This window comes from Bradyrhizobium sp. CB82, assembly GCF_029714405.1.
Lineage (GTDB): Bacteria > Pseudomonadota > Alphaproteobacteria > Rhizobiales > Xanthobacteraceae > Bradyrhizobium.
This window is the reverse complement of the sequence record NZ_CP121650.1, coordinates 835,536-858,687: the sequence shown is the minus strand read 5'-3', so window position 1 is coordinate 858,687 and position 23,152 is coordinate 835,536. Positions and strand designations below refer to the sequence as shown.

27 protein-coding genes, 1 tRNA gene and 1 pseudogene are annotated in these 23,152 nt (G+C 64.8%); 10 read left to right on the top strand and 19 right to left on the bottom strand.

Annotated features, from left to right (window positions below; translation table 11 throughout):
- Window positions 1–166: 166 nt before the first annotated feature.
- Window positions 167–1,873, bottom strand: a complete 1,707-nt coding sequence (locus QA640_RS04035) for a cyclic nucleotide-binding domain-containing thioredoxin-disulfide reductase (RefSeq protein WP_283039477.1) — start codon at window positions 1,871–1,873, stop codon at window positions 167–169.
- Window positions 1,874–1,898: 25 nt separating this feature from the next.
- Complete coding sequence (locus QA640_RS04030; RefSeq protein WP_283039476.1) at window positions 1,899–2,096, bottom strand: hypothetical protein; 198 nt, start codon at window positions 2,094–2,096, stop codon at window positions 1,899–1,901.
- 317 nt (window positions 2,097–2,413) lie between these two features.
- Between QA640_RS04030 and QA640_RS04025 the strand changes: the two genes are divergently transcribed.
- Together QA640_RS04025 and QA640_RS04020 are read left to right on the top strand one after the other, a co-directional pair.
- Window positions 2,414–2,488: transfer RNA gene (locus QA640_RS04025), tRNA-Thr, on the top strand.
- Window positions 2,489–2,539: 51 nt separating this feature from the next.
- Window positions 2,540–2,890: a RidA family protein gene (locus QA640_RS04020; RefSeq protein ID WP_283039475.1), complete on the top strand. Its 351-nt coding sequence runs from the start codon at window positions 2,540–2,542 to the stop codon at window positions 2,888–2,890.
- A 97-nt stretch (window positions 2,891–2,987) separates the two neighbouring features.
- Here QA640_RS04020 and QA640_RS04015 read toward each other — a convergent pair whose 3' ends face one another.
- The gene (locus QA640_RS04015) at window positions 2,988–3,200 is read right to left on the bottom strand and encodes a hypothetical protein (RefSeq protein WP_283039474.1); all 213 of its coding nucleotides are present in this window, start codon (window positions 3,198–3,200) and stop codon (window positions 2,988–2,990) included.
- Window positions 3,201–3,433: 233 nt separating this feature from the next.
- Window positions 3,434–3,517, bottom strand: a pseudogene (locus QA640_RS04010) (dienelactone hydrolase family protein); the annotation flags it as partial.
- Between the two features lie 129 nt (window positions 3,518–3,646).
- Between QA640_RS04010 and QA640_RS04005 the strand changes: the two are divergent.
- The 4 genes from QA640_RS04005 (at window position 3,647) to QA640_RS03990 (ending at window position 7,112) form a co-directional block, all read left to right on the top strand.
- Window positions 3,647–4,375, top strand: coding sequence for a LuxR family transcriptional regulator (locus QA640_RS04005; RefSeq protein WP_283039473.1), 729 nt, complete (start codon window positions 3,647–3,649; stop codon window positions 4,373–4,375).
- A gap of 78 nt (window positions 4,376–4,453) precedes the next feature.
- Window positions 4,454–5,749 carry an O-acetylhomoserine aminocarboxypropyltransferase gene (locus tag QA640_RS04000; protein ID WP_283039472.1) on the top strand — a complete coding sequence of 432 codons (1,296 nt, stop codon included), beginning with the start codon at window positions 4,454–4,456 and terminating at the stop codon, window positions 5,747–5,749.
- A 4-nt stretch (window positions 5,750–5,753) separates the two neighbouring features.
- Window positions 5,754–6,536 (top strand): alpha/beta hydrolase, encoded by a 783-nt coding sequence (locus tag QA640_RS03995; protein WP_283039471.1) that lies wholly within the window; start codon window positions 5,754–5,756, stop codon window positions 6,534–6,536.
- A 72-nt stretch (window positions 6,537–6,608) separates the two neighbouring features.
- Window positions 6,609–7,112, top strand: coding sequence for a DUF6496 domain-containing protein (locus tag QA640_RS03990; RefSeq protein ID WP_283039470.1), 504 nt, complete (start codon window positions 6,609–6,611; stop codon window positions 7,110–7,112).
- Window positions 7,113–7,125: 13 nt separating this feature from the next.
- Here QA640_RS03990 and QA640_RS03985 read toward each other — a convergent pair whose 3' ends face one another.
- The 11 genes from QA640_RS03985 to phnG form a co-directional block, all read right to left on the bottom strand.
- Window positions 7,126–8,079 carry an aliphatic sulfonate ABC transporter substrate-binding protein gene (locus QA640_RS03985; RefSeq protein ID WP_283039469.1) on the bottom strand — a complete coding sequence of 318 codons (954 nt, stop codon included), beginning with the start codon at window positions 8,077–8,079 and terminating at the stop codon, window positions 7,126–7,128.
- Window positions 8,080–8,105: 26 nt separating this feature from the next.
- Entirely contained in the window at window positions 8,106–8,315 is a 210-nt protein-coding gene (locus tag QA640_RS03980; protein WP_283039468.1) for a hypothetical protein, read from the bottom strand.
- 535 nt (window positions 8,316–8,850) lie between these two features.
- On the bottom strand, window positions 8,851–9,462 hold the full coding sequence (locus QA640_RS03975; RefSeq protein WP_283039467.1) for a pyridoxamine 5'-phosphate oxidase family protein: 612 nt from the start codon (window positions 9,460–9,462) through the stop codon (window positions 8,851–8,853).
- Between the two features lie 16 nt (window positions 9,463–9,478).
- Window positions 9,479–10,075 carry a phosphonate metabolism protein/1,5-bisphosphokinase (PRPP-forming) PhnN gene (gene phnN / locus QA640_RS03970; protein WP_283039466.1) on the bottom strand — a complete coding sequence of 199 codons (597 nt, stop codon included), beginning with the start codon at window positions 10,073–10,075 and terminating at the stop codon, window positions 9,479–9,481.
- Complete coding sequence (locus QA640_RS03965; RefSeq protein ID WP_283039465.1) at window positions 10,072–11,229, bottom strand: alpha-D-ribose 1-methylphosphonate 5-triphosphate diphosphatase; 1,158 nt, start codon at window positions 11,227–11,229, stop codon at window positions 10,072–10,074. The genes phnN and QA640_RS03965 overlap by 4 nt, the downstream gene beginning before the upstream one ends.
- A gap of 11 nt (window positions 11,230–11,240) precedes the next feature.
- Window positions 11,241–11,942 (bottom strand): phosphonate C-P lyase system protein PhnL, encoded by a 702-nt coding sequence (phnL, locus tag QA640_RS03960; RefSeq protein WP_283039464.1) that lies wholly within the window; start codon window positions 11,940–11,942, stop codon window positions 11,241–11,243.
- A gap of 8 nt (window positions 11,943–11,950) precedes the next feature.
- Window positions 11,951–12,745, bottom strand: coding sequence for a phosphonate C-P lyase system protein PhnK (gene phnK, locus QA640_RS03955; RefSeq protein WP_283039463.1), 795 nt, complete (start codon window positions 12,743–12,745; stop codon window positions 11,951–11,953).
- Complete coding sequence (locus QA640_RS03950) at window positions 12,738–13,622, bottom strand: alpha-D-ribose 1-methylphosphonate 5-phosphate C-P-lyase PhnJ (RefSeq protein ID WP_283039462.1); 885 nt, start codon at window positions 13,620–13,622, stop codon at window positions 12,738–12,740. Before QA640_RS03950 ends, phnK begins: the two co-directional genes overlap by 8 nt.
- On the bottom strand, window positions 13,619–14,722 hold the full coding sequence (locus tag QA640_RS03945) for a carbon-phosphorus lyase complex subunit PhnI (protein WP_283039461.1): 1,104 nt from the start codon (window positions 14,720–14,722) through the stop codon (window positions 13,619–13,621). The genes QA640_RS03950 and QA640_RS03945 overlap by 4 nt, the downstream gene beginning before the upstream one ends.
- Before the next feature lie 3 nt (window positions 14,723–14,725).
- Window positions 14,726–15,334 carry a phosphonate C-P lyase system protein PhnH gene (gene phnH / locus QA640_RS03940; RefSeq protein WP_283039460.1) on the bottom strand — a complete coding sequence of 203 codons (609 nt, stop codon included), beginning with the start codon at window positions 15,332–15,334 and terminating at the stop codon, window positions 14,726–14,728.
- A gap of 4 nt (window positions 15,335–15,338) precedes the next feature.
- Window positions 15,339–15,803 carry a phosphonate C-P lyase system protein PhnG gene (gene phnG / locus QA640_RS03935; protein ID WP_283039459.1) on the bottom strand — a complete coding sequence of 155 codons (465 nt, stop codon included), beginning with the start codon at window positions 15,801–15,803 and terminating at the stop codon, window positions 15,339–15,341.
- A gap of 107 nt (window positions 15,804–15,910) precedes the next feature.
- Between phnG and phnF the strand changes: the two genes are divergently transcribed.
- Window positions 15,911–16,639, top strand: a complete 729-nt coding sequence (phnF, locus tag QA640_RS03930) for a phosphonate metabolism transcriptional regulator PhnF (RefSeq protein WP_283039458.1) — start codon at window positions 15,911–15,913, stop codon at window positions 16,637–16,639.
- A 96-nt stretch (window positions 16,640–16,735) separates the two neighbouring features.
- Here the strand turns inward: phnF and phnE (QA640_RS03925) are convergent, their stop codons facing one another.
- From phnE (QA640_RS03925) to phnC, 4 genes are all read right to left on the bottom strand, one after another.
- A complete protein-coding gene (phnE, locus tag QA640_RS03925) occupies window positions 16,736–17,584 on the bottom strand; it encodes a phosphonate ABC transporter, permease protein PhnE (RefSeq protein ID WP_283039457.1) in 849 nt (282 codons plus the stop codon).
- The gene (gene phnE, locus QA640_RS03920) at window positions 17,581–18,465 is read right to left on the bottom strand and encodes a phosphonate ABC transporter, permease protein PhnE (RefSeq protein ID WP_283039456.1); all 885 of its coding nucleotides are present in this window, start codon (window positions 18,463–18,465) and stop codon (window positions 17,581–17,583) included. Before phnE (QA640_RS03920) ends, phnE (QA640_RS03925) begins: the two co-directional genes overlap by 4 nt.
- Before the next feature lie 76 nt (window positions 18,466–18,541).
- On the bottom strand, window positions 18,542–19,471 hold the full coding sequence (gene phnD / locus QA640_RS03915) for a phosphonate ABC transporter substrate-binding protein (protein ID WP_283039455.1): 930 nt from the start codon (window positions 19,469–19,471) through the stop codon (window positions 18,542–18,544).
- 49 nt (window positions 19,472–19,520) lie between these two features.
- Window positions 19,521–20,330 carry a phosphonate ABC transporter ATP-binding protein gene (phnC, locus tag QA640_RS03910; RefSeq protein WP_283039454.1) on the bottom strand — a complete coding sequence of 270 codons (810 nt, stop codon included), beginning with the start codon at window positions 20,328–20,330 and terminating at the stop codon, window positions 19,521–19,523.
- Window positions 20,331–20,508: 178 nt separating this feature from the next.
- Between phnC and QA640_RS03905 the strand changes: the two genes are divergently transcribed.
- Genes QA640_RS03905 through QA640_RS03895 form a run of 3 tightly spaced genes read left to right on the top strand, consistent with a single transcriptional unit; the run spans window position 20,509 to window position 23,085 of the window.
- Window positions 20,509–21,177 carry a DapH/DapD/GlmU-related protein gene (locus tag QA640_RS03905; protein ID WP_283039453.1) on the top strand — a complete coding sequence of 223 codons (669 nt, stop codon included), beginning with the start codon at window positions 20,509–20,511 and terminating at the stop codon, window positions 21,175–21,177.
- Window positions 21,174–22,367, top strand: coding sequence for an alpha-D-ribose 1-methylphosphonate 5-triphosphate diphosphatase (locus QA640_RS03900; RefSeq protein ID WP_283039452.1), 1,194 nt, complete (start codon window positions 21,174–21,176; stop codon window positions 22,365–22,367). The genes QA640_RS03905 and QA640_RS03900 overlap by 4 nt, the downstream gene beginning before the upstream one ends.
- A 19-nt stretch (window positions 22,368–22,386) precedes the next feature.
- Window positions 22,387–23,085, top strand: coding sequence for a DUF1045 domain-containing protein (locus QA640_RS03895; RefSeq protein ID WP_283039451.1), 699 nt, complete (start codon window positions 22,387–22,389; stop codon window positions 23,083–23,085).
- The last annotated feature ends 67 nt before the right edge of the window (window positions 23,086–23,152 follow it).

The following is a 23,152-nucleotide window of genomic DNA, read 5'->3' as shown; positions in this document are numbered from 1 at the left end:
TGAGAAGGCGCACAAGCGCCATCTCGGACCATGCAGGCTCTGCTCGCGCAGTTCGGCCTTCATCCTTCGAGACGTTTGCTCACGCAAGCTCCTCAGGATCTGGGGATAGTCTGCGTGATGCGACGCGATGGCAAATCACATTCGCCTTGGCATCAACTTGACTTGTCTAAAGCGCCGGTTTCGCGCCATCGCCGAGGAAACCGTGCAGGGAAGCCACGACCTGCGCGCCCTCGCCGATGGCGCCGCCAACACGCTTGACCGAGCCGGAGCGCACGTCGCCGACGGCGTAAACGCCGGGCACTGAGGTTTCGAGGGGCGCCACGAGCCGGCCCTGGTTCTGCTCGGACTGCGCGCCGGTGACGACGAAGCCGCCGCGATCGAGCGTCACGCCGCAGCCATCGAGCCAGTTGGTCGCGGGATCAGCGCCGACGAACAGGAAGAGGTTGCGGACATCGGCGGCGTCCTCATCCGTCGACAGCCTGCTTTTCCAGCGGATCCGGCGGAGCAGCGAGGCTTCGTCGCCCTCGAGCGCTGTGATCTCGGTGTTGAACAAGAGCTCGATGTTCGGCGTCGCCTCGATGCGCTCGATGAGATAGCGCGACATGCTGGCCCCTAAGCCGCCGCCGCGGATGATCATCAGCACCTTCTTCGCGTGGCCCGACAGGAAAACGGCGGCCTGGCCCGCCGAATTGCCGGCACCGACGAGGGCCACCTCCTCACCGGAACAAAGCCGTGCCTCGACCGGCGAAGCCCAATACCAAACGCCGCGGCCCTCGAATTTTTCCAGATTCTCGATTCCCGGCCGGCGATAGCGCGCGCCGCTCGCGACCACCACCGCGCGCGAGAGCAAGGTGTCGCCGCAGTCAAGCGCCAGCGAGAACGTGCCATTGGGGCGCGAGCAATCCAGTGACTTTACCGACATCGGGATCATGATGTCGGCGCCGAACTTCTGCGCCTGCGTGAAAGCGCGGCCCGCGAGCGCCTGGCCGGAAATGCCGGTCGGAAAGCCGAGATAATTCTCGATGCGCGCGCTGGCGCCGGCCTGGCCGCCGAAGGCGCGCGTATCGAGCACGGCGACCGAGAGGCCTTCGGAGGCCGCATAGACCGCGGTCGCAAGCCCCGCCGGCCCGCAGCCGACGATCGCGACATCGTAGATCTTCTCGCCGCGCGGTCCACCGATCATGCCGATGGCGCGCGCAAGCTCGCTCTCGCCGGGATTGCGCAGCACGGTGCCGTCAGCGGTGACGACGAGCGGCCAGTCCTCCGGCTTGGGGGAATAGCGTTCGATCAGTTCGGCTGCGTCATGCTCGGTATCGGGGTCGAGCAGATGATGCGGCTGGCCATTGCGGGTGAGAAAGCCCTGGAGGCGAACCACGCCGGCCGAATGCGACGGGCCGATCAGCACGGGTCCGCCGACGCCGCCCTGGATCAGGCTGACCCGGCGGAGGATCAGCGCGCGCATGATGCGTTCGCCGAGATCGGCTTCGGCGACCAGCAGCGCCCGGAGCCGGTCCGGCGGGATCAGGAGCGTCTCGATATCGCCATCGGCATGGCCGTCGACCAATGCAGGCCTACCCGAGAGCTGGCCGAGCTCGGCGAGGAACTGGCCGGGTCCCTGATCGATCACCGGCGTGACGTGACCGAGACCGTCGCGCTGGGTGATGGCGACATGGCCGGAGAGCACCACGAACATGCCCGGGCCGCGCTTGCCGGTCTCGAACAGCAGCTCGCCGTTCTTATAATGTCTGATCTCGCCGAATTGGCGCAGGCGCTCGATCTCGGCCGGCGTGAGCGTCGGAAACGTCTGCTCGGGGCGTGAGAAGCGCGAGATCAGCGCGTCCCTGTCGGCTCGTTCCGGTCCATCCTGCGCCATCACCGCTCCCGCTCATTTCAAAAATCTAGCCGCCGGCCTTTCCGCCGATCCCCTTATCCGGGGTTGGTTCATCCTCCCGCGAGGGGCCGGCCGCTCCGGCGCGCTGGCGCGCCTGCGCCTTGCGCCGCTTCAGGTTCTCGCGCAACGCCGATTTCAGCCGATCCTGCCGGGACACCCCCGATCGCGTCTTGTCGTTGTCTGTCTTGTCGTTTTCTCGGGTCATCAAGGGTCCATCATCATGATCGACGACAGGATGACACCGATCAGGGACAGCTCAAGGGGGGATGGCCAGCCGAAGCAACGAAGCCGCCACAATTGGTCGAATTCAGGGTTACGGCCAACTGGCCAGTTGGCTGGGGATTTTTGGGGAACCAAACCGCCCCAAAGCGGGTCATTTCGGGTCAAATTGCCCCGATTAGGCGCGTAACCGGACCGATTATCCATTTCGCAGGGCAAGCGCGCTTGCGCAGAAGGGGGGCTTGTGGCAGACATCGCCCCGCTTGGCGGGCCCATGTCGCGGCCGATTCTTTGCCAGCATCTGCTGCCGTAGCTCAGTGGTAGAGCACTCCCTTGGTAAGGGAGAGGTCGACAGTTCAATCCTGTCCGGCAGCACCAGCTTTCCCGATTCGCCGACGATGTCTCCTCCTGCCCCTCACGGATGCCATCTTGATCGAACGTTCCCTGCCCTATGAAGGACTGCTCCACGAGATCGTCGAGCATAATGGCGTGCTGTATCTCGGCGGCGTCGTTCCCGAGAATACCGGGCTCGACATGGCCGGCCAGGCCGACGATGTGTTTCGCCAGTTGAAAACTCTGCTCGAAGGGGCCGGCTCCGATCTCTCCTGCGTCCTGCAGGTCACGATCTACGTGACCAATCTCGCCGACAAGGCGGCGCTCAACCAGGTATGGAAGCGCCATTTCACCGCAGAACACCTGCCGGCGCGTGCCGCCGTCGGCGTCGCGGATCTCGGCCCGGGCGTCAAGCTGGAACTTACGGCGATCGCCGCCCGCCGCTAGTCCTTCCGGCCGGCGAGCCCATCCCACGATCATCTCAGGCAGCCGCGAGACCCGCCCCAGTCTCACTCCACTTTCAGACCTGCATCTGGGCCAGGCGTCAACCATTCTCATCGATGGCGACGATAGTCTCATCTCGCGGCAAGGCGCACACGACCCGCGTGGAGTTCTGCAGAGTGATCGTCAGCCACAAGGTCTCATGGTCGTGCGCACCGATCGCGACGAGGGCTTCGAGGTAGGCCGCTTCGTAATCGTCCGCGACGGAAAACCAGGCTCGCTTCAGCGCACCGCGCTCCTGTTCGTCAAACTTCACAAGTGTCGTCTTGGTTTTAAGGACGCCCGCCGCTCGCCCTTCTATCCGAAGTGAGCGCTGAAGCCTCGTTAATTTCCAGCAACAAAAACAGCAACACCGACAATGGCATTACCGCAAATAGCATCGGAGGCGAGGCGCATGACGCCGCCCGGCCCTGCGGAACGACGGTGGCTCAGCTCAGCACGTCATATTTTTTGAACCAGGCCTGCATCCTCTCCGCAGCGTCCTTGCGTGGGCGCGATCGCAAAGGCGCCGAGCTCGGCTCGGCGGCGCGTCACGTCCTTGATGTATTCGTGGAGGCCAAAAATCTCCATCGCCCCGTGGACCGCCGGAGCTTCGCCAAGGCAATCGTTGCGCAGATTGCGGGCTCGGCACTGCCGTCCTAAACTCGATGCCCGGAAGGGATCGCATGGCGCCGATCCTACTGCCTCATCGAAGGATCGTCGATGGACGTGATCCGCAGTCGTGCATTCGAATTCGTCGAGAGGGTGCAAAAGCTTTCCGACGCGGCGGGCATCGTCGACGCAATGGGCCGCGTGCTCGGCCAGCATGGATTCGACTATTTCTGCTGCGCCTATGTCGCCCCTCTCTCGACCGAGCCTGCGCGCGACGCAGTGCTCGCCGAACGGCTGCCGGCCGGCTTCCTGGATATGTATTCGGAGGGGCAATATGTGTGGGACGATCCGGCGCTGCGTTATTGCAGGATGACGATCCGTCCGTTCCGCTGGTTCAGGGAAGCGCCTTATGATCCGGAGCGGGAGCCGCGCGCCGCCGAGCTGGTGCAGCGCGCCCGCGATTTCGGCATGGTGGATGGCTTCATGATTCCGGTTGCCTCGCCCACGGGCCGCATGGGGCAGGTCTATTTCGGCGGCGCCGCGATCGATCTGCGGGAACGCGAACTGCCCGCGCTTCACCTCATGGCCCTCTATGCGTTCGACCGGGCACTGAAGCTGCGCGGTCTGGCTGATGCGCCGCGCCTCGTCCTGTCACTGCGTGAGCGCGAGGTGCTGACACAGGCGGCGCTCGGCCGATCCACCGACGAGATCGCCGATGACCTCAACATCACGGGGCGCACGGTGAAGGCCCACATCAAGAGCTGCTGCGAAAAACTCGGCGCAACGACCCGCACGCAGGCCGTGATGATTGCCATGCGCGACCGCCTCATCTCGCCGTGAGGCCCGCGGGCGGGCTGACGCGGCCCTCCGTTTTGTGGCACAACGGCCATCCCCGCCGCTCCACCAACGAGACCAAGCATGCCCGCCCCCAAGCCGCCTGCCTTCGAAACCCTGAGCCTGCATGCGGGCCAGCATCCGGATCCCGCGACCGGTGCCCGTGCGGTGCCGATCTATCAGACCACGTCCTACGTGTTCCAGGACACGGACCACGCTGCGGCGCTGTTCAATCTGGAGCGCGCCGGGCACATCTATACGCGGATCTCCAATCCGACCACGGGCGTGCTGGAGGAGCGGCTCGCGGCGCTGGAGGGCGGCGTCGGCGCGATCTGCACCGCCAGCGGCCAGGCGGCGATGCATCTGGCCATCGCCACCCTGCTCAATGCCGGGGACCACATCGTGGCGTCGAGCTCGCTCTATGGCGGCACAATCAATCTGCTCGCACACACGCTGCCGCGCTTCGGCATCACCACGACATTCGTGAAGCCGCGCGAGCTCGACGCGTTCCGTGCCTCGATCAGGCCGAACACCAAGCTCGTGATCGGCGAGACCATCGGCAATCCCGGGCTGGAGGTGCTGGACATCCCGAAGGTCGCGGGCATCGCGCATGAGGCGAAAATTCCGCTGCTGATCGACAACACCTTTGCCACGCCCTATCTCAGCCGGCCGATCGAGCTAGGGGCCGACATCGTCATGCATTCGGCGACCAAGTGGATCGGCGGCCATGGCATCGCGATCGGCGGCGCGGTCGTCGATGGCGGCCGCTTCGACTGGCGCGGGTCGGGCAAGTTCGCCGTGCTCACCGAGCCCTATGCTGGCTATCACGGCATGGTCTTCGACGAGCAGTTCGGCACGGCCGCCTTCATCATGCGCGCGCGCACAGAAGGATTGCGCGATTTCGGCGCCTGCATGTCGCCGACCAATGCGTTCCAGCTCCTGCAAGGCGTCGAGACGCTGCCCGTGCGCATGGATCGCCACATGCAGAATACGCTATCGGTGCTGGAAGCACTGAAAGCCAACAAGGCCGTCGACTGGGTGCTGCATCCCTCGCTGGAGACCCATCCGGACCATCAGCTCGCAAAGCAGCTGCTGCCGCGCGGGGCCGGCTCGATCGTCTCCTTCGGCATCAAGGGCGGCCGCGCTGCGGGGCGCAAGTTCATCGAGCAGCTCCGCATGATCAGCCATCTCGCCAATGTCGGCGACGCCAAGACGCTGGTGATCCATCCCGCGAGCACCACGCATCAGCAGATGGATGCCGAGCAGCTCAAGACAGCCGGCATCGGCGAAGAGCTGGTGCGCCTGTCGGTCGGTATCGAAACGGCCTCCGACATCATCGACGATCTCGCCCAAGCGCTGCGCATCTCGCAAAAGGTCTGAAGCCATGAAGCTTTCCGTCAACGGCGCCGAGGTGTTTGTCGCAACCGGCGGCCGCGAATTCGACAAGTCCCTGCCGGCCGTCATGTTCATCCACGGCGCGGGTTTCGATCACTCGACCTGGGCGTTGCATACGCGCTGGTTCGCCCACCACGGCTACGCCGTGCTGGCCCCCGACCTGCCCGGCCATGGCCGCTCGACCGGACCGTCCGTGTCCAGCATCGCGGAGATGGCCGACTGGACCGCCGCCCTGGTCGTCGCGGCCGGCATTACGAAAGCGCACCTGATCGGCCATTCGATGGGATCGCTGATCTCGCTGGAGACCGCGGCGCGCCACCCCGACAAGGTCTCCGCGCTGAGCCTGATCGGCACGGCCGCAACCATGACGGTCGGGCCTGATCTAGTGAAGGCCGCAGAGGCCAACGACCAGGACGCGATCGACATGGTCTCGATCTGGGGCCTCGGCTTCAAGGCCGAGCTCGGCGGCAGCCTCGCACCGGGCCTGTGGATGCATGGCGGCGCCCAGGCTGTCCTGAAACATTGCGAGCCGGGCGTGCTGTTCAGGGATCTTACGGCCTGCAATTCATACACGAATGCGCTCGCCGCGGCCGCGACCGTGAAGGTGCCGACCACGCTGATCCTCGGCGAACGGGACATGATGACGCCGGCGAAAGCCGGCAGGGCAGTCGCCGCTGCGATCCCGCATGCGCGGACCATTGTGGTGCAGGGCGCAGGCCACATGATCATGGCCGAACGTCCCGATGAATTGCTGGCGGCGCTGAAGGGTTGAAACGGATCAATCCGCCGTCTCATGCGTTGCGGTCAGGAACTCCCTCGCCAATCCATCGAAGGGAACCTGATCATGCCGAGACAAGAGATCATTCGCAAAGCCAGGCAGGACAAGCGCGAAGGCAAATCGCCGAGCACGCAGGCCGGCGAATTCGTGAAGGACGAGATCGACAAGATCCGCAAGGGCAAGCATGGCGCGCGCTCGACGCGCCAGGCCATTGCCATCGGTCTTTCCGAAGCACGCCGCGCCGGCGTCGACCTGCCCCCGCCACGCAAAGGGCGCACCAAGAAGGCGACGCGCCGCAGCGCCAAATATGCCTATGAGGTCGGCCAGGGCAAACGGCATCCGAAGCGTCGGCCACGCGTCTCTCGGGCAGTGGAGAATGTGCTGAAGAAGGAGCCGCGCTCGACCGCCTCACGCCGCTCGCTGTCGAAGCAGGCCAAGCGCGCCGCGAGCCGGCGCAGCGCGGCGGCGCGCTCGGCAGCCGCGCGAAAGGCGAGCCGCACCAAGGGCGCGAAGGCTCGTTCCGCCGCCGCCAAGAAGGCGGCGCGCACCAGGACGCGCCGCCGGAGCTGATGGAAGTGGACGCTCAGGAGCCCGAATTCCACCTCCAGACGATGCTGGAGACGTCGATCGACTTCGGGATCAGACCGAGCTTTGCAAAGCGATCGGCGATCGCCTGCTGACTCCGGATCACCTCCGCATCGAGCGGCACGACGCGATTATTGGAACGATCGACGAAGCGCCTGATCGCTTCGATATCGACGCCGGTTGCCTCGGCCTGCGCCTTGGCGACCTCCTCGTGATGGCTCTCTGCCCAGACGCCTTCAGCCGCGAAAGCTGCGTTGAGCTTGGCGACCAGCGACGGATATTTTTCGACGAACTCGGAGCCTGCGATGTAGAAAGAGTTCGGCTTGCCGATCTCGTTGTCGAGGACGAGCACGCGTGCGTTCTCCCTCAACTCGGCAAGTGCGAAATAGGGGTCCCAGATCGACCAGGCATCGACCGAGCCTTTCACGAAGGCGGCCGTCGCATCTGCCGGCGCAAGCGGCGCCGGGGTGATATCGTTCCACGTCAAGCCGGCCTTCTCCAGCGCCGCGACCAGCAGATTATGCGCGCTCGAACCTTTGCCGAACGCGACGCGCTTGCCCCTGAGGTCGGCGAGCGAATGGATAGCTGAATCCTTCGGCACGATAATCGCTTGCGACGTGCCGTCCGATTTCACCGCCGCGACATAGCGGATCTTCGCGTTACCTGCTTGGGCAAAGATCGGCGGCGTATCGCCGACAAAGCCGAAATCGACGCTGCCGACATTGATGGCTTCCAGGAGCGGCGGGCCGAACTGGAAGTCGACCCATTTGATCTCGATGCCGAGCGGCCTGAAGGCGTCCTCGATCGTGTGACGCTGGCGGACCGCCGGGAAGAAGCCGCCCTTCTGCGTGCCGATGCGGATTTTGGTCGGCCTGTCTTCGGCGCGCGCGGGAGCAGCCAGCATGGTTGCGAGCAGCAGCGCTGTGGTCAGGATGGATCGTCGTGTGATCATGGCAGATGATTCCTTTCGGTCGCCGCTTAGATGGCGAAGAGTGATTGATTGAGAAGATGGCGCCGTTCGGAGAACACCGCGCGCGCGGCGCGTTCGGCATCGCGCACTGAGCGGAACTGGCGGCCTTCGAGGCTGTCGAACAGGCGCTCGGAGGAGAAGAAGCGGAAGCCGCGCGCATCGCGCGCGATGATGCCGGCGGTGCGGTCGTTGACTTCGATGATGTAGGCTTTGGTCATGGCTGCTCGTTCGCCGGAAGTTCGGCGTCCCTGTCTCCGGAATTTGCGATTTTACGGGTGTGGCTGAGGTGACGGTCAGCAACAACAGGGGCCGGTCGCCGCAGAGAAATAGCGACGCGTCATGCGCTTGCGCATGTCGCTTTGAACTCGCTGGTCATTCTCTCTCATGCTGCGGCCTTCGGCATCGCGGGAGCAGTTTCGATACGCCGAATATCGGGCGATCGAGCCGATCGGTCAATGAAATGGGCATCCATATTTCGCGCGGCGGCGTATGCGGGCTTCTCCGCGTGCAAGCCCCAGCAAATGGAATCATCTCGCGATGTTCATCACCACGCCCTCAGGCGTCATCGCCCGACTTGAGCGGGCGATCCAGTATTCCAGAGGCAGCAGTGATCGATCGAGAGGTTGCGGCGTACTGGATGCCACGCCTACGCGGGGCATGACAGCGTGATTGTGGCAGCCACGAGCTCGCTTGGCGTCGCCCTCGCTCTTGCACGTCGGAACTTAGCGAAAGCGTACCGTGGAGGAGAAGGGGTCACCACATCGTGGCGGCCGCGCGGGCGGGCCAGGCACGATCGTACTCTTCGCCGCCGACCTTGTTGTTGCTGATCTCGGCGAGGATCTGGCCGGGCGTCGGCAAGCTCTTGGGATCGACGCGCTTGTCGGGATTCCAGAGGTCGGAGCGGACGATGGCGCGGGCACACTGGAAATACAGCTCATCGATGGCCATGACCATGACGCTGCGCGGCGCCTTGCCTTGAACCGCGAAGGAGGCGAGCAGCTCCGGAGCGACCGAGATGTGCGCCCGGCCGTTGACACGGATCGCGTTGCCGGAACCGGGGATCAGGAACATCAGGGAGACGCGCGGATCGCGAACGATGTTGCGCAAGGAATCAATTCGGTTGTTGCCGCGGCGGTCCGGCAGCATCAGCGTCTTCGGGTCATGAATGCGCACGAAGCCGGGCAGATCGCCGCGCGGCGAGCAGTCGATGCCCTCCGGGCCAATGGTGGCCAGCGCGGCAAAGGGCGACCTCTCGATGAAGACGCGGTAGAGCGGCGTGACGTGATCGGCGACCTTCACAGTCGAGGCGTCATTGGTGACGCCATAGATGGCTTCGAGCTCCTCGACCGTCGCAATCACCGTCATTCCACCTGCTCCTTTGCTACTCGCGACAGCACTCGTTGCGGATCACGCGGACGAGCTGGCGGCTGTGATAATCGGCGCTGCCGGCATTGACGATCGTGACCTCGGCATGGGCTTCAGCGTCATCGACGTGTCGCTCGAGCCGCTCCTGGATATTGCCATCACTGCGGCGCGCGCGCGCGGCGAGACGCTGGGCGAGGACATCAGGCGGCGCCGTGATCGCGACCACCACGACGTTGGCATAGGCCCGGCGCAGCACGCCGATCACCTTGCGCGAGACGTTGACGATGACCGTGCGGCCGGCACGGATGTCGTCGTTGATCTCGATCGGCAGCGCGTATGAGAGACCATGTGCGTCCCAATGCGCGGCGAAATCGCCGTGATCGAGTCCGCGGCGGAATTCGTCTGGAGTGACGGACACGTTGTCCTCGGCGGCGGACGCCTCACGCGTCACGATCCGGCGCGGAAAGACCGCATCGTGATCTTCAGTGAGGGCGGCTTTGGCAAGACCGAGCAGCGTATCCTTGCCCGCACCGCTTGGGCCGACGACCAGAACCAGGCGTCCGGGGCCGATCGTCGGGGTCTCCTGTGGCGCAATCGACGGGCTCTCGCTCATGCGACGCGCTCTCCTTCCCGCCAGACGCTGCGGACAACGGGAACGCTGCCCGCAACATGCACGCGGATCAAATCGGCGCGCTTGCCAACCGCGATCTCGCCTCGGTCGCAGAGCCCGACCGCCTCGGCCGGGGCCTTCGTCACGGTGCGGATCGCCGCCGGAAGGCTGATCGCCGGCACATGCTGTGGCAGTTGCAGCGCGGCCATCAGAAGGCTCGACGGAATGTAGTCGGACGACAGGATGTCCAAGAGTCCCTCGCGCGCGAGATCGACGGCGGCGATGTTGCCCGAATGCGAGCCGCCGCGCACCACATTCGGCGCGCCCATCAAAATGTCGATGCCGGCTGCGTGCAGGCCGCGCGCGGCTTCCACCGTGGTCGGAAATTCCGCGACCGCGACGCCGTCACGGATCGCATCGGTGACGTTCTCCTCGGTGGTGTCGTCATGGCTCGCCAGTGGAACCCTATATTCCTGCGCCAATGCGACGATCTCGCGCATATTGCTGGCGGCATAGGTCTGCTGGTACGTGAAGCGTCTAGCAAAGAGCTCATCGAGCTGGGCGTCGCTCATGCCGCCACCCTTGCCGCGGTAGTAGTCGCGCAGCTTGACTTCGTCGCGAAACTGGCGCTGGCCGGGGGTGTGGTCCATCAGCGACATCAACCGCACGTCGGGGCGGCCGATCAACTCCTTGGCCTCCTCGACCACGCTAGGCATCGGGATTTCGCAACGCAGATGCAGAAAGTGATCTGCGCGCAGGAGATTGTTCAGGCGCGCCGCAGAGATCGCAGCCGCCAGCGTGCCGGCGCGGCCATCGACCTCCTCCGCGCCGTCCTCGCGCCAGACCCGCAGCGAATCCAGCACCGTGGTGATGCCAGACGTCGCGAGCTGCCCGTCATAAGAGATGACCGCGGCGACCGGATCCCAGAACACCTTCGGGCGTGGCACGTAGTGCGCTTCGAGATGATCGGTATGTAGCTCGATCAGGCCGGGCATGATCAGGTCGCCGCCGGCATCCTCGGCGCCTGCGGGCGCCCTGCCCTCGCCGATCTCGGCGACTCGCCCTTCTGCAAGAGCGATCCAACCCTGCTCGATCACGCTGTCGGCCAGCACGATCCTGGCGTGGGCGATCACGGTTTCATTCGGCTTGGCGTTCATTTCCAGGTCCTTCAGGCCGCGGCGGCAAAACTGGTGACGTCGACGATGCGGTTGGCGATCAGATGGCGGATCTCGTCGTCATGGACGATCGCAACCATGGCGACGCCGTGGCGCTTCTTCTCGGCAATCAGTTCGACGACGACGGCGCGGTTCGCCGCGTCGAGCGAAGCGGTCGGCTCGTCAAGCAGCAGGATCGGCAGCTCCGGAATGAAGCCGCGCGCGATGTTGACGCGCTGCTGCTCGCCGCCGGAGAAAGTCGCCGGCGGGAGCTGCCAGAGACGCTCGGGGATGTTCAGCCGATGCAGAAGCGCGCCTGCGCGCTGCTGTGCCTCGGGTCGTGCCACGCCGCTCGCGATCAGTGGCTCGGCAACGACGTCGATGGCCGCAACGCGCGGCACCGCGCGCAGGAACTGGCTGACATAGCCGATCGTGTCGCGCCGGATGTTGAGGATCTGCCGCGGCTCGGCGGTGGCGAGATCGATCAGCGCGCCGCGATGGCGGACGCCGATGCGGCCGCCGTCGCAGCGGTAGTTACCGAAGATCATTTTCAGGATCGACGATTTGCCCGCTCCCGACGGCCCGGACAGCACGACGCATTCGCCGGGATCGACGTGGAACGTCACGCCTCGCACGACAGGCAGCTCGACGCCGCCCTGAAGGTGCATCGTAAAGGTCTTTTGTGCATCGGCGATGTCGATCATCATGGCGGTCATCGGGCGGCTCATGGCGGCAGAATCGAGGAGACGAGAAGCTGAGTATAGGGCTCGCGCGGGTCGTCGAGCACCTGATCGGTCAGGCCGGTCTCGATGACGCGGCCTCCCTTCATCACCATCACGCGATGCGACAGCAGCCGCGCCACCGCGAGATCGTGGGTGACGATGATGACGGCGAGATGCAGTTCGGCAACCAGGTTGCGCAAGAGATCGAGCAGGCGGGCCTGCACGGAGACATCGAGGCCGCCGGTCGGCTCGTCCATGAAGACGAGGCGCGGCTCGGTGACGAGGTTGCGGGCGATCTGGAGACGCTGGCGCATGCCGCCGGAATAGGACCGCGGCGCATCGTCGATGCGCGCGACGTCGATCTCGACGCGCTCGAGCCAGTTCGAGGCGGTGTCGCGGATGCGACCGTAGTGATTCCATCCCACGGCCATCAGGCGTTCGCCGACGTTGGCGCCGGCCGAGACCGCCATGCGCAGGCCCTGCGCGGGATCCTGGTGCACATAGCCCCAATCGGTGCGGAACAGGAAGCGCCGCTCGGCCTCGCCGAGCGTTGCGAGATCGCGTGTCATGCCATCGCGCATCTGGTAGGCGACGCGGCCGCCACTTGCGGCATGCTGTCCCGACAGGAGCTGAAGCAGCGTCGACTTGCCCGAGCCGGATTCACCGACGATCGCCAGCACCTCGCCCGGATAGAGCGCGAAGGAGACGTCGCGACAGGCGGCGATCCTGCCGTAGGATTTGCTCAGGGCTTCCGCGACCAGCAGCGGCTGATCGTTCTCCAGCACGGGCTCAGCCATGCGCCCTCTCCTTGTACGGCGCGGCGCTCAGGCTGCCATGGTGGCCAGCCGTCTGACGCTCCTCGCAGAAATCGGTGTCGGAGCACACGAACATGCGGCCGCCCTTGTCGTCGGTGACGATCTCGTCGAGGTACGAATTCTCGGCGCCGCACAGCGCGCAGGGAGCGTTGAACCGGTAGGGCTCAAACGGGTGATCCTCGAAATCGAGCGACACCACCTGCGTGTAGGGCGGGATCGCATAGATGCGCTTCTCGCGGCCGGCGCCGAAAAGCTGGAGCGCAGGGCAATTGTCCATCTTTGGATTGTCGAATTTCGGCGTCGGCGACGGGTCCATCACGTAGCGCGCGTTCACCTTCACCGGATAGGCGTAGGCCGTCGCGATATGTCCGAACCGCGCGATGTCCTCGTAGAGCTTGACGTGCATCAGGCCGTATTCGGCGAGCGCATGCATGCGGCGCGTCTCGGTCTCGCGCGGCTCGAGGAAGCGTAAGGGTTCAGGAATCGGCACCTGATAGACCAGCACCTGGTTTTCGCCAAGCGCCGTCTCCGGGATGCGGTGACGGGTCTGGATCACGGTCGCATCAATCGTCGCGGTGGTCGTAGCGACACCAGCGGTCTTGGCAAAGAACTTCCGGATCGAGATCGCATTGGTGGTGTCGTCGGAGCCCTGGTCGATCACCTTCAGCACGTCATCGGGTCCGAGGATCGCGGCCGTGACCTGCACGCCACCGGTGCCCCACCCATAGGGCATCGGCATTTCGCGGCTAGCGAACGGGACCTGGTAGCCGGGAATCGCAATCGCCTTCAGAATCGCGCGGCGGATCATCCGCTTGGTCTGCTCGTCGAGATAAGCAAAGTTGTAGGTGGGCGCGTTCATTCCGCGGCCTCCTTCATCGGCTCGGCGTCATTGGCCTCGGCAAATTCCTGACGCAGCTTGCGCAGCAGGCCAAGCTCGGACTGGAAGTCGACATAATGCGGCAGCTTCAGATGCTCGACGAAGCCGGTCGCCTGGACGTTGTCGGAATGCGACATCACGAATTCCTCGTCCTGCGCCGGTGCGAGCACCTCCTCGCCGAGTTCGCGGGCGCGAAGCGCGCGATCGACCAGCGCCATCGACATGGCCTTGCGCTCGCTCTGGCCGAAGGCCAGGCCATAGCCGCGGGTGAAGCACGGCGCTTCCGTTGCCGAGCCCTTGAACTGGTTCACCATCTGGCACTCGGTCAGCTCGATCGCACCCAGCGGCACGGCGAAGCCGACGTCCTCGGCGAAGAGCTCGACCTCGACCTCGCCGAAGCGGATCTCGCCGGCGAAGGGATGGTTGCGCCCATAGCCGCGCTGCGTCGAGTAGCCCATCGCCAGCAAGAAGCCTTCGTCGCCGCGCGCGAGATTTTGCAGGCGCAGGTCGCGATCGGCAGGGAAGTTGAGGGGTTCGCGCGTGAGATCGCCGACCGGGGCGTCCGGCCCGGCTTGCGGTGACGGCTCGATCAAGCCGTCGCGACCCAGAATATCGGTCACGCGCGGCGTGGCGGCGGGTGAGGCTTCGGCTGTGGCCGGCTCCTCGGGCACATAGCCTTCGGCCAGACCCGGATCGAGCAGGCGATGGGTGTAGTCGAAGGTCGGCCCGAGGATCTGTCCGCCCGGAATGTCCTTGAAGGTCGAGGACACCCGCCGCTGCACCCGCATGGCGCCGGTATCGACCGGCTCGCTTGCGCCGAAGCGCGGCAAGGTGGCTCGGAAGGCGCGCACCAGGAAGATCGCCTCGATGAGATCTCCCCGGGCCTGCTTGATCGCGAGCGCCGCGAGCTCGCGATCATAGAGCGAGCCTTCGCTCATGACGCGATCGACGGCAAGGCCAAGCTGCTCGGAAATCTGGCCGAGCGTGATGTCGGGCAAGCTCCGTTCGCCGCGACGCGCATGGGCGAGCAGGCGATGGGCGTTCTCGATGGCGCGTTCGCCGCCCTTGACTGCGACATACATGCTTCAACTTCCCTTGTTCGCGATACGCGTGGTGCGCGGGATCGCAACCACGGCGTCATCGGCGACCAGCACCACGTCGATGCCGCGCGGAAACAGCGCCTCGTTGAGGCGCAGGCGCTCGAACAGGTCGGCTGGCCTGATCATCGCCTGTAGGATCGTCGCGCCGTCGATGCCCGGGCCACGGAGCTCGAAGGCGGCCCCTGCGTCGAGACTATCGGCTTGCAGGATCAACGTGGTCGAACGATCAGGGTATTCATTGCTGCCGAGCGCAAAGCGCTCGAGCGAAGGAAGCGTGGCACCATCGGCGATCAGCGCAAAGCTCGCGACGGAAGGATCCTGGATCACCGACGCACCGGTATGGAATTTCAGCCATTTCAGGACGTCTGGGCTCCCCGACATCAGCGCATCGAGCCAGAGTGGCGTATCATGGTCGAACAGCGTTAGCGCGATCGCGGCAGTGCCGCGCATCATCAGGCCCGGCGCCGCCAGGACCGGCGCGATGCGCTGCACCGAGCCCGGTCGCGCCATCGCGTCCATGACCGAACGAAAGGTCGATTGCGCCGACAACACCTTGTCGGCAAAACCGGGCGGCAGTTCTGCGATCGTCGTCATGGCCTCACCCCTCACCGCGCACCATGGTGTAGAAATCAACCTTCGTTGCCGCGGCTCGCGCGGCGCGCTGCGCCTGCCGCGCATGCAAGTCCGCCCGCAGCGGCGCGACGACATCTTGCTCGATTGCGCTCGCAAACTCTTCCGACTGCACCAGCGCGTCGCAGAGCGCGATCAGTCGCGCCTTCTCTCCGTCGCGACCAAGCGTATAGCCGAAGCCGACCTCGCCGCTCGCAAGCCGCACTGCGGCGCGCGACACGGTTGCCTCGCCCAGGTTGAATGGCACACCGTCGCCGCCGATTCGGCCGCGCAGCATCACTAGCCCGTTTTCGGGCGCACGCAGATCGTCGTAGCGCGGCAGCGTAATGGCCCGGAGGCGGCCGGCGATGGTGCTTGCGTCCGCATGCGCCAGCACCGCCATCGCCGCCTTGCGCCGGATCTTGAGACTGTTTTGCTGGGTCACGTCGTTCACAAGCCTTGCCGAATTCAAGTTGTCTATGATAATAGACAACTCGATAATGAAGCGCCATGACTGTTTCGTGACAATCGTGTGATTTTGGAGATGGGCCTGTCTTCGATATGAGCCTTCAGGACACCGCCTCTTCCGGCGTCGCGCTGTGGCGCCTGGTCGCCGACGGCATCGAGCGCGGCATCGCCGATGGCCGCTTTGCCGCCGGCGAAAAACTGCCGGGCGAGACCGAGATCGCCGAGATCTATCGCGTGAACCGCCACACCGTGCGGCGCGCGCTGGCGGCGCTCGCCGAGCGCGGCCTGGTGCGCGCCGCACGCGGCAGCGGCACCTATGTCGAGGCGCAGAAGCTCGCCTATCCGCTGCGCTCGCGTACGCGCTTCTCGGAGATCGTCGGCGCCGGCGGCCGTGAGCCGCGCGGACAGTTGATCGAGGCGTCGGAGGACGTGGCGAGCCGGGAGCTCGCACGACAGCTCGGCGTGAAGACCGGCGCGCGGCTGGTCCGGATCGAATCCGTGCGCTTTGCCGACCGGACGCCGATCTGTGTCTCGACGTCCTGGCTGTCAGCCGAACTCTTCCCTGATGCGGGTGCGGTGTTCGCCGCCGCGCGCTCGATGACAAAACTGCTCGCCCATTACGGCGTCCGCGACTACCGCCGTGGCTCGACCCGAATCACGGCCGGGATCGTCGATGCAACCGACGCCGCGCGGCTCGATCTTGCGCTGGGGCGTCCGATCCTGGTGGTCGATTCGACCGACGTCGATCCCGACGGCAGGCCGCTGGTGACCAAACGCTCGCGGTTCGCGGCGGAGCGCGTGGAGTTCCTGGTGGAATCATAGGGCAAAGGCGCGCTCTTCGCGCGCCGCGCCCACCACCTTTCCGGAATTTCGACAGAAGCGGTGGGCACGCTCCGCTTTGCCTGCCCTACAGGGGCCTCATGCCACTGCTCGCCGCCCGATGATGGCGAAGCGGAGCTTTCCGGAGATGAAGTCGATCGCGGCGACCGCGACCAGGATCATCAGAACGAGGAATGACACTTTCTGCCATTCGAGCACGCGGATCTGCTCGGCGAGCTGAAGCCCGATACCACCGGCACCGACGATGCCGATGATGCTGGCCGATCGCGTGTTCGATTCGATGAAGTAGAGCACCTGCCCGGCAATGACCGGCAGCACCTGCGGCATCAGGCCGAATCGAATCTCATGCAACGCATTGCCGCCTGACGCCCTGATGCCCTCGACCTGCTTCTTGTCGGCCGCCTCGATCGCCTCCGAAAACAGTTTTCCGAGCGCGCCGAAGTCAGAGACCATGATCGCGAGCACGCCGGCGAACGGGCCGAGGCCGACGACATTGATCCAGACCAACGCCCAGATCAGCGTATCGACGCCGCGGATCGAATCGAGGAAACGTCGCACCGGAAAGCGGATGATGTTCGGCGGCACGATGTTCCGCGCTGCGAGCAGGGAGACCGGCAGCGCCAGCGTTGCGGCGAGCGTGGTGCCGAGCAGCGCGATCGACAGCGTCTCACCGAGCGCCCGGAGATAGAGCGGGAGCGACGTTCCGGGATCGGGCGGGATCATCATCAACGTGATCCAGCCGAGCTGGTGAAGGCCGGCGATGAACTTTGCCGGCTCGAAGCCGAGATCGTGCAGGCCAAAAATGAGGACGGCGAGCGCCGCCGCGATCATCGCAGGCGTCGCCAGGCGCGCCGCCGCCGGCCGTTCGAACGCATCGGGATACTTCGTCCGCAGCGCTGCGGTGTCCGGCCGTTCCAGCTCCTTCATGACCGCGCATCCCTGCCGAACAGCCGCGCGCGCAGCCAGCCCGTGGTGATATCGATGATGAAGATGGTGACGACGATCATGAGCAGAATTGCGCTGACGTCGGAGTAGTAGAATTTCCGGATCGCGACCACGAGTTCCTGGCCGATACCGCCGGCGCCGACGAAACCCATCACCGAGGATTCGCGGACATTGATCTCGAAGCGCAGCAGCGCGTAGCTGACATAGCCGGCCGAGACCTGCGGCAGCACGGCAAAGCGCATGCAGGACAACCAGCTCGCGCCGGTCGAGCGCACACCTTCGACCGGCTTCATGTCGGCATTCTCGACGATCTCGGCAAACAGCTTGCCGAGCGCGCCGGTCGAGTGAATAGCGATCGCCAGCACGCCTGCCATCGGCCCGAGCCCGAAGGCCATGACGAAGATCAGGGCGAACACGATGCCCGGAACCGTGCGGGCGAATTCGAGCAGGCGGCGCACGAGAAAGCGCAGCCAGGGTGCCGGCGACGTGTTCTCAGCCGCGAAAAAATTCAGGCCGAAGGCGCAGACCGCGCCGATCAGCGTTCCGACATAGCTGATCAGCAGCGTCTCGCCGAGCAACTTCAGCCATTTGTACCAGCCCCACAGCCACTCGCCGGGATCAGTCCAGACACGCTGACCGCTGTCGAGGGTGAGGATGCGGTCGAAATAGCTGACGAAATTGCCGAAATATGTGAACAGCGTCCGCAAATTCACTTCAGCCCCGATCGCGGCAAGGATCAGCGCGGCGATGGACAGCATAGCGCCGGCGAACAGCCGCAGGCGCTTGCGCGCCACCGCCTGGCGATAGGCCGCGTTCAGCGCCGCCAGTCGCTGCTCGGGTAGGATCGAAACCGCAATGGTCATGGGGTCAGCGGACAAGGCTCGACATAGAAAGGAGCCGGGTCAGTTGACCCGGCTCCAGGTGCGTCGTCCCGTTCGATCAGGACGCCTTCTTACGCAGGTTGTCGACGAATCTGATCAGCTCGATCGTCTTGTTGTAGTCGTCGGTGGCGATCGGTACCCAGGGCTTGTTCTTGCCGTCGGAGAGCTTCTTGAACGCCTCGGGATCCTTGTCCGCCGCCTCCAGGAAGGCCTTCTTGATCGCCGCCTTCATGTCCTCGGGCAGATCACTGAGATAGGCATAGGGCGAATTGATGATGAGGTCGGACTTCACGATGATGCGGAAATCTTCCTTCTTCATCGGTGTGCCGTCGGCCGACTTCACCATGCCCTTGTTGAGCATGCGCGTCAGGTTGGAATCGTCATCGGCATTCCACCAGTTGGCGGTGACATCGACGGTGCCCTGGGCGAGCGCGAGAACGGCGTTCTCGTGGCTGCCGGTGAAGATCACCTTGGAGAAATAGGCATCGGGATCGATGCTCATCTGGTTGAGCTTGAAGCGGGGCATGTTGTTGCCGGAGGTCGAGTTCGGATCGACCAGGCCGAGGTTCCTGCCCTTGAGGTCCTCGATCTTCTGATACGGCGACTTCGCCAGCACGTAGAACACGGAGTAGTAGCCCTTCGAGCCGTCGGAGTTGACGTCGATGACGAAAGCATCGGTCTTTACGCCGGTGAGGCGGGCACGCGCGAAGGACGCCGGACCGTAGTAGCCGATATGGATGTTGCCGGCGCGCTGGCCCTCGATGACGGCCGCGTAGTCATTGGCGACACGCAGCGTGACCTTGATGCCGAGCTCCTTGGACAGATAGCTGACGAAGGGCGCATAGCGCTCGGTAACACCCGAGCCGTTCTCGGCCGGAATCACCGCAAAGGTGATCTCCGGATATTTCGCTTTCCAGTCCTCTGCGGAGGCGGAGGCGGAGAAGACCAGCGCGGCGGCGCCGGCAAGGACGATGCGACGAGTGATCATGATACCCTCTTGATCGGTTGGAAGCGATGAACGCAAAACTGGTAGCGGCTCAGGCGGCAGCGGCGGTGCCGAGGACGGGAACGCCGCCGGGCACGGGCAGCGGCATGCCACCCATGACTTCACTGGCTTCGAGATCGTAGAGCTCGCGCGCGACGTGCTCGGTGAGCGCTGACGGCGCGCCGTCGAACACCACGCGACCCGCTGCCATGCCGATCAGGCGATCGCAATAGCTGCGCGCCAGATCGAGCGAATGCAGGTTGCAGATCACGGTGATGCCGAAATGCTTGTTGATGCGGAGCAGCGCATCCATCACGACTTTCGTGTTGCGCGGGTCGAGCGAGGCGATCGGCTCGTCGGCGAGGATCAGATCGGGCTGCTGCACCAGCGCGCGGGCGATCGCAACGCGCTGCTGCTGGCCGCCGGAAAGCTGGTCGGTACGTTGTGCCGCGAGCGATGCCATGTCGAACTGCTCCAGCGCGGACATCGCCAGCGCCTTGTCTTCCTCGAGCCAGGCCTGCGTCAGCGAGCGCCAGGCCGGCATCGCGGCAAGGCGGCCCATCAGCACGTTGGTAAGCACGTCGAGCCGGCCGACGAGATTGAACTGCTGGAAGATCATCGCGGCGCGGGCGCGCCATTGCCGCAGTTCCTTGCCGCGCAGGGCGGTGACGTCGACGCCGTCGAACAGGATGCGCCCTTCCGTTGGCGTGACAAGACGATTGATGGTCCGCAGCAGGGTCGACTTGCCGGCGCCGGAACGGCCGATCACGCCGACAAAGCCACCGGGGGCGATTTGAAACGAAGCGTCGTCCACCGCGGCTTTTGAACCGAAGCGGCACGTCAGACCTTCAATCACCAGCATGCAGGGGCTCCCAACTAGCTGGGCCCCACCGCTAACGCCCCAGCTTTACATTCGTGTGACAGAGCCGCTGCCGTGCGGCGATGCTACACACGCCGTCCCCTGTCATCTCGGCGTCATGACATCGTCATCGAGGCGCTCGAAGACGAACATCCCTCCCCTTTTTGACGGACGCACCATCATGGTCGCCAAATCGCTTTCGGTCCAACCGACCATCGATCCCACCGCCAAGCTGCACGAGATCAAGCTCGGCGCCTATTGCGAGGTCGGCGCGCGCACGATCCTGCACGAGGTGACGATGGGCGATTATTCCTACGTCGTGAACGATACCCAGATCACTTACACGACGATCGGAAAATTCTGCTCGATCGCGGCGATGACGCGCGTCAATCCCGGCAATCACCCGATGCAGCGCGCCAGCCAGGCGCATTTCACATATCGTGCGAGCGCCTATTTTCCGGGCGAGAGCGATGAGGCCGAGTTCTTCGATTGGCGGCGCCAGCATCACGTTCATATCGGCCATGACGTCTGGATCGGCCATGGCGCGATCGTATTGCCGGGCCGCAATATAGGCACCGGCGCGGTGGTGGCCGCAGGCGCCGTCGTCACCAAGGACGTGCCAACTTACACCATCGTCGCAGGCAATCCGGCCCGCCCGATCCGGCGGCGGTTCTCCGACGAGATCGCCGGCCGCCTCGCAAAACTCGCCTGGTGGGACTGGGATCACGAAAGCTTGCGCGAAGCCTTGCCTGATTTCCGCAAGCTTGGGATTGAAGATTTCCTTGCAAAGTACGAGGCACGGATCGTTGCCAACCAGTCCTCTCCCAGCGAGCGAAGCATCCCCGCGTGACCGAAATCTTCCTTGAAGGCGGCCGAGCCCTGATCGGCCCGGAGATCGTCGAAACCTCACTCGTTATTTCCGGGCAGGATATCGCAGCGATCGATCGCGGCCGCGCACGCGCGCCGCTCGCGATCGATGCTCGTAATCTCTTGGTTCTGCCGGGTATCGTCGACCTGCATGGCGACGCGTTCGAACGGCAGATGATGCCGCGCCCGGGTGTCGACTTCCCGGTCGACGTGGCGCTCGCCGACAGTGACCGGCAAGCCGTGGGCAACGGCATCACCACCATCTTCCATGGCGCGACCTGGTCGTGGGAGCCGGGCCTGCGATCCGGCGACAATGCCCGGCGCCTGCTGGAGGCGATCGAACGGCTGCGGCCGCAATTTGCCGCAGACACCCGATTGCATCTGCGGCACGAGACCTATAATCTCGATGCAGAGGACGAGATCGGCCAATGGCTTGCTGAAGGACGAGTCGATCTGTTCGCCTTCAACGATCATATGGCTGCGACCATCCGCGACCTGACGAAGCCGAACAAGCGCGGCCGCCTGGTTGAACGGACCGGACTATCCGACGCGGCCTTTGAAGAGCTGGTCGGTCGTGTCGCCGCCCGCGCGGCGGATGTCCCAGCGTCGACTGCGCGGCTTGCTGCGGCGGCGCGCGCGGCCGAGGTGAGGATGCTCTCGCATGACGACGCCACGCCGGCGATGCGCAAGGCGTATCGGGACATGGGTGCCACGATCGCCGAGTTTCCGGTCAACGAAGAGACGGCGCGCGCGGCCGCGGCGGCCGGCGACGCCATCATCTATGGCGCGCCCAACGTGGTGCGTGGCGGCAGCCATACAGGCTGGACCAGGGCGTCCGACATGATCGCCAAAGGGCTCTGCTCGGTGCTGGCGTCGGACTATTACTATCCGGCGCAGCTGCTCGCCGCCTTCAGGCTCGTGGCTGATAGCGTGCTTCCGCTGGCGCAGGCCTGGAAGCTGATCTCGGAAGCACCGGCAGAGGCCGCAGGCCTGTCCGATCGCGGCATGATCAAGGAGGGACGGCGCGCCGACATCCTGCTGGTCGACGACAGCGTGCCGCTGCGGCCGCGGGTGGTCGCGGTGATCGCCGCGGGCAGGCTGGTGCATTTCACCGATGCAACACGCCTGCTCGGCTCAGCCCCGGCATCCCGCGAGGCTGTCGTCGTCGTTTGAACCGGCTATATGAGTTCCGATGACAGGTTTTCCCCGCTACGCGATCTACTATGCCGCCGATGCCGACAGCGCGCTGTCGCGCTTCGGCGCCGAACTGCTTGGCTACGATGCCTCTAGCGACCGTGAGTTACCCTTCCCCGCAGAGGCGTTGCACCTTGCATCCGATTGGCACGACATCACGGCCGATCCCCGCAAATACGGCTTTCACGGCACGCTAAAGGCGCCGATGGCGCTCGCGGGCAGCAAGACCGAGGCAGAACTGGCTGCTGCGTGCGCAGCGTTTGCCAGCAAGCCGCGGCCGATCCCTGTGATTCGCCCGGTCGTGGATTCCATCAGCGGCTTCATTGCGGTGATCCCGGCCGAGGCTGTCAGCGAACTGACACAGCTAGCCGCCGATTGCGTCCGCGAGTTCAATGCATTTCGTGCCCCGCTGACGGCTGAGGATCGTGCAAGGCGCAACCCGGAAAAGCTGACCGAGCGGCAGCGCGACCATCTCGATCGCTGGGGCTACCCCTATGTGATGGAGGAATTCCGCTTCCACATGACGCTCACGGGCCGGCTCGATGCGCAGCGGCGCGGGCCGATCATCAAGATGTTGCGGAGGCTGTTCGCTGCGCTCGATCTCGAGACGCTCACGATCGACCGCATCGCCCTTTTTCGCCAGGAAGTCCCAGCGGCACGCTTCCACATCATCGGCGAGTGGCCGTTAACACGGTAGTCGCCGCATATTCCGTCATTGCGAGCGAAGCGAAGCAATCCAGAATCCTTTCGCGGGAAAAGTCTGG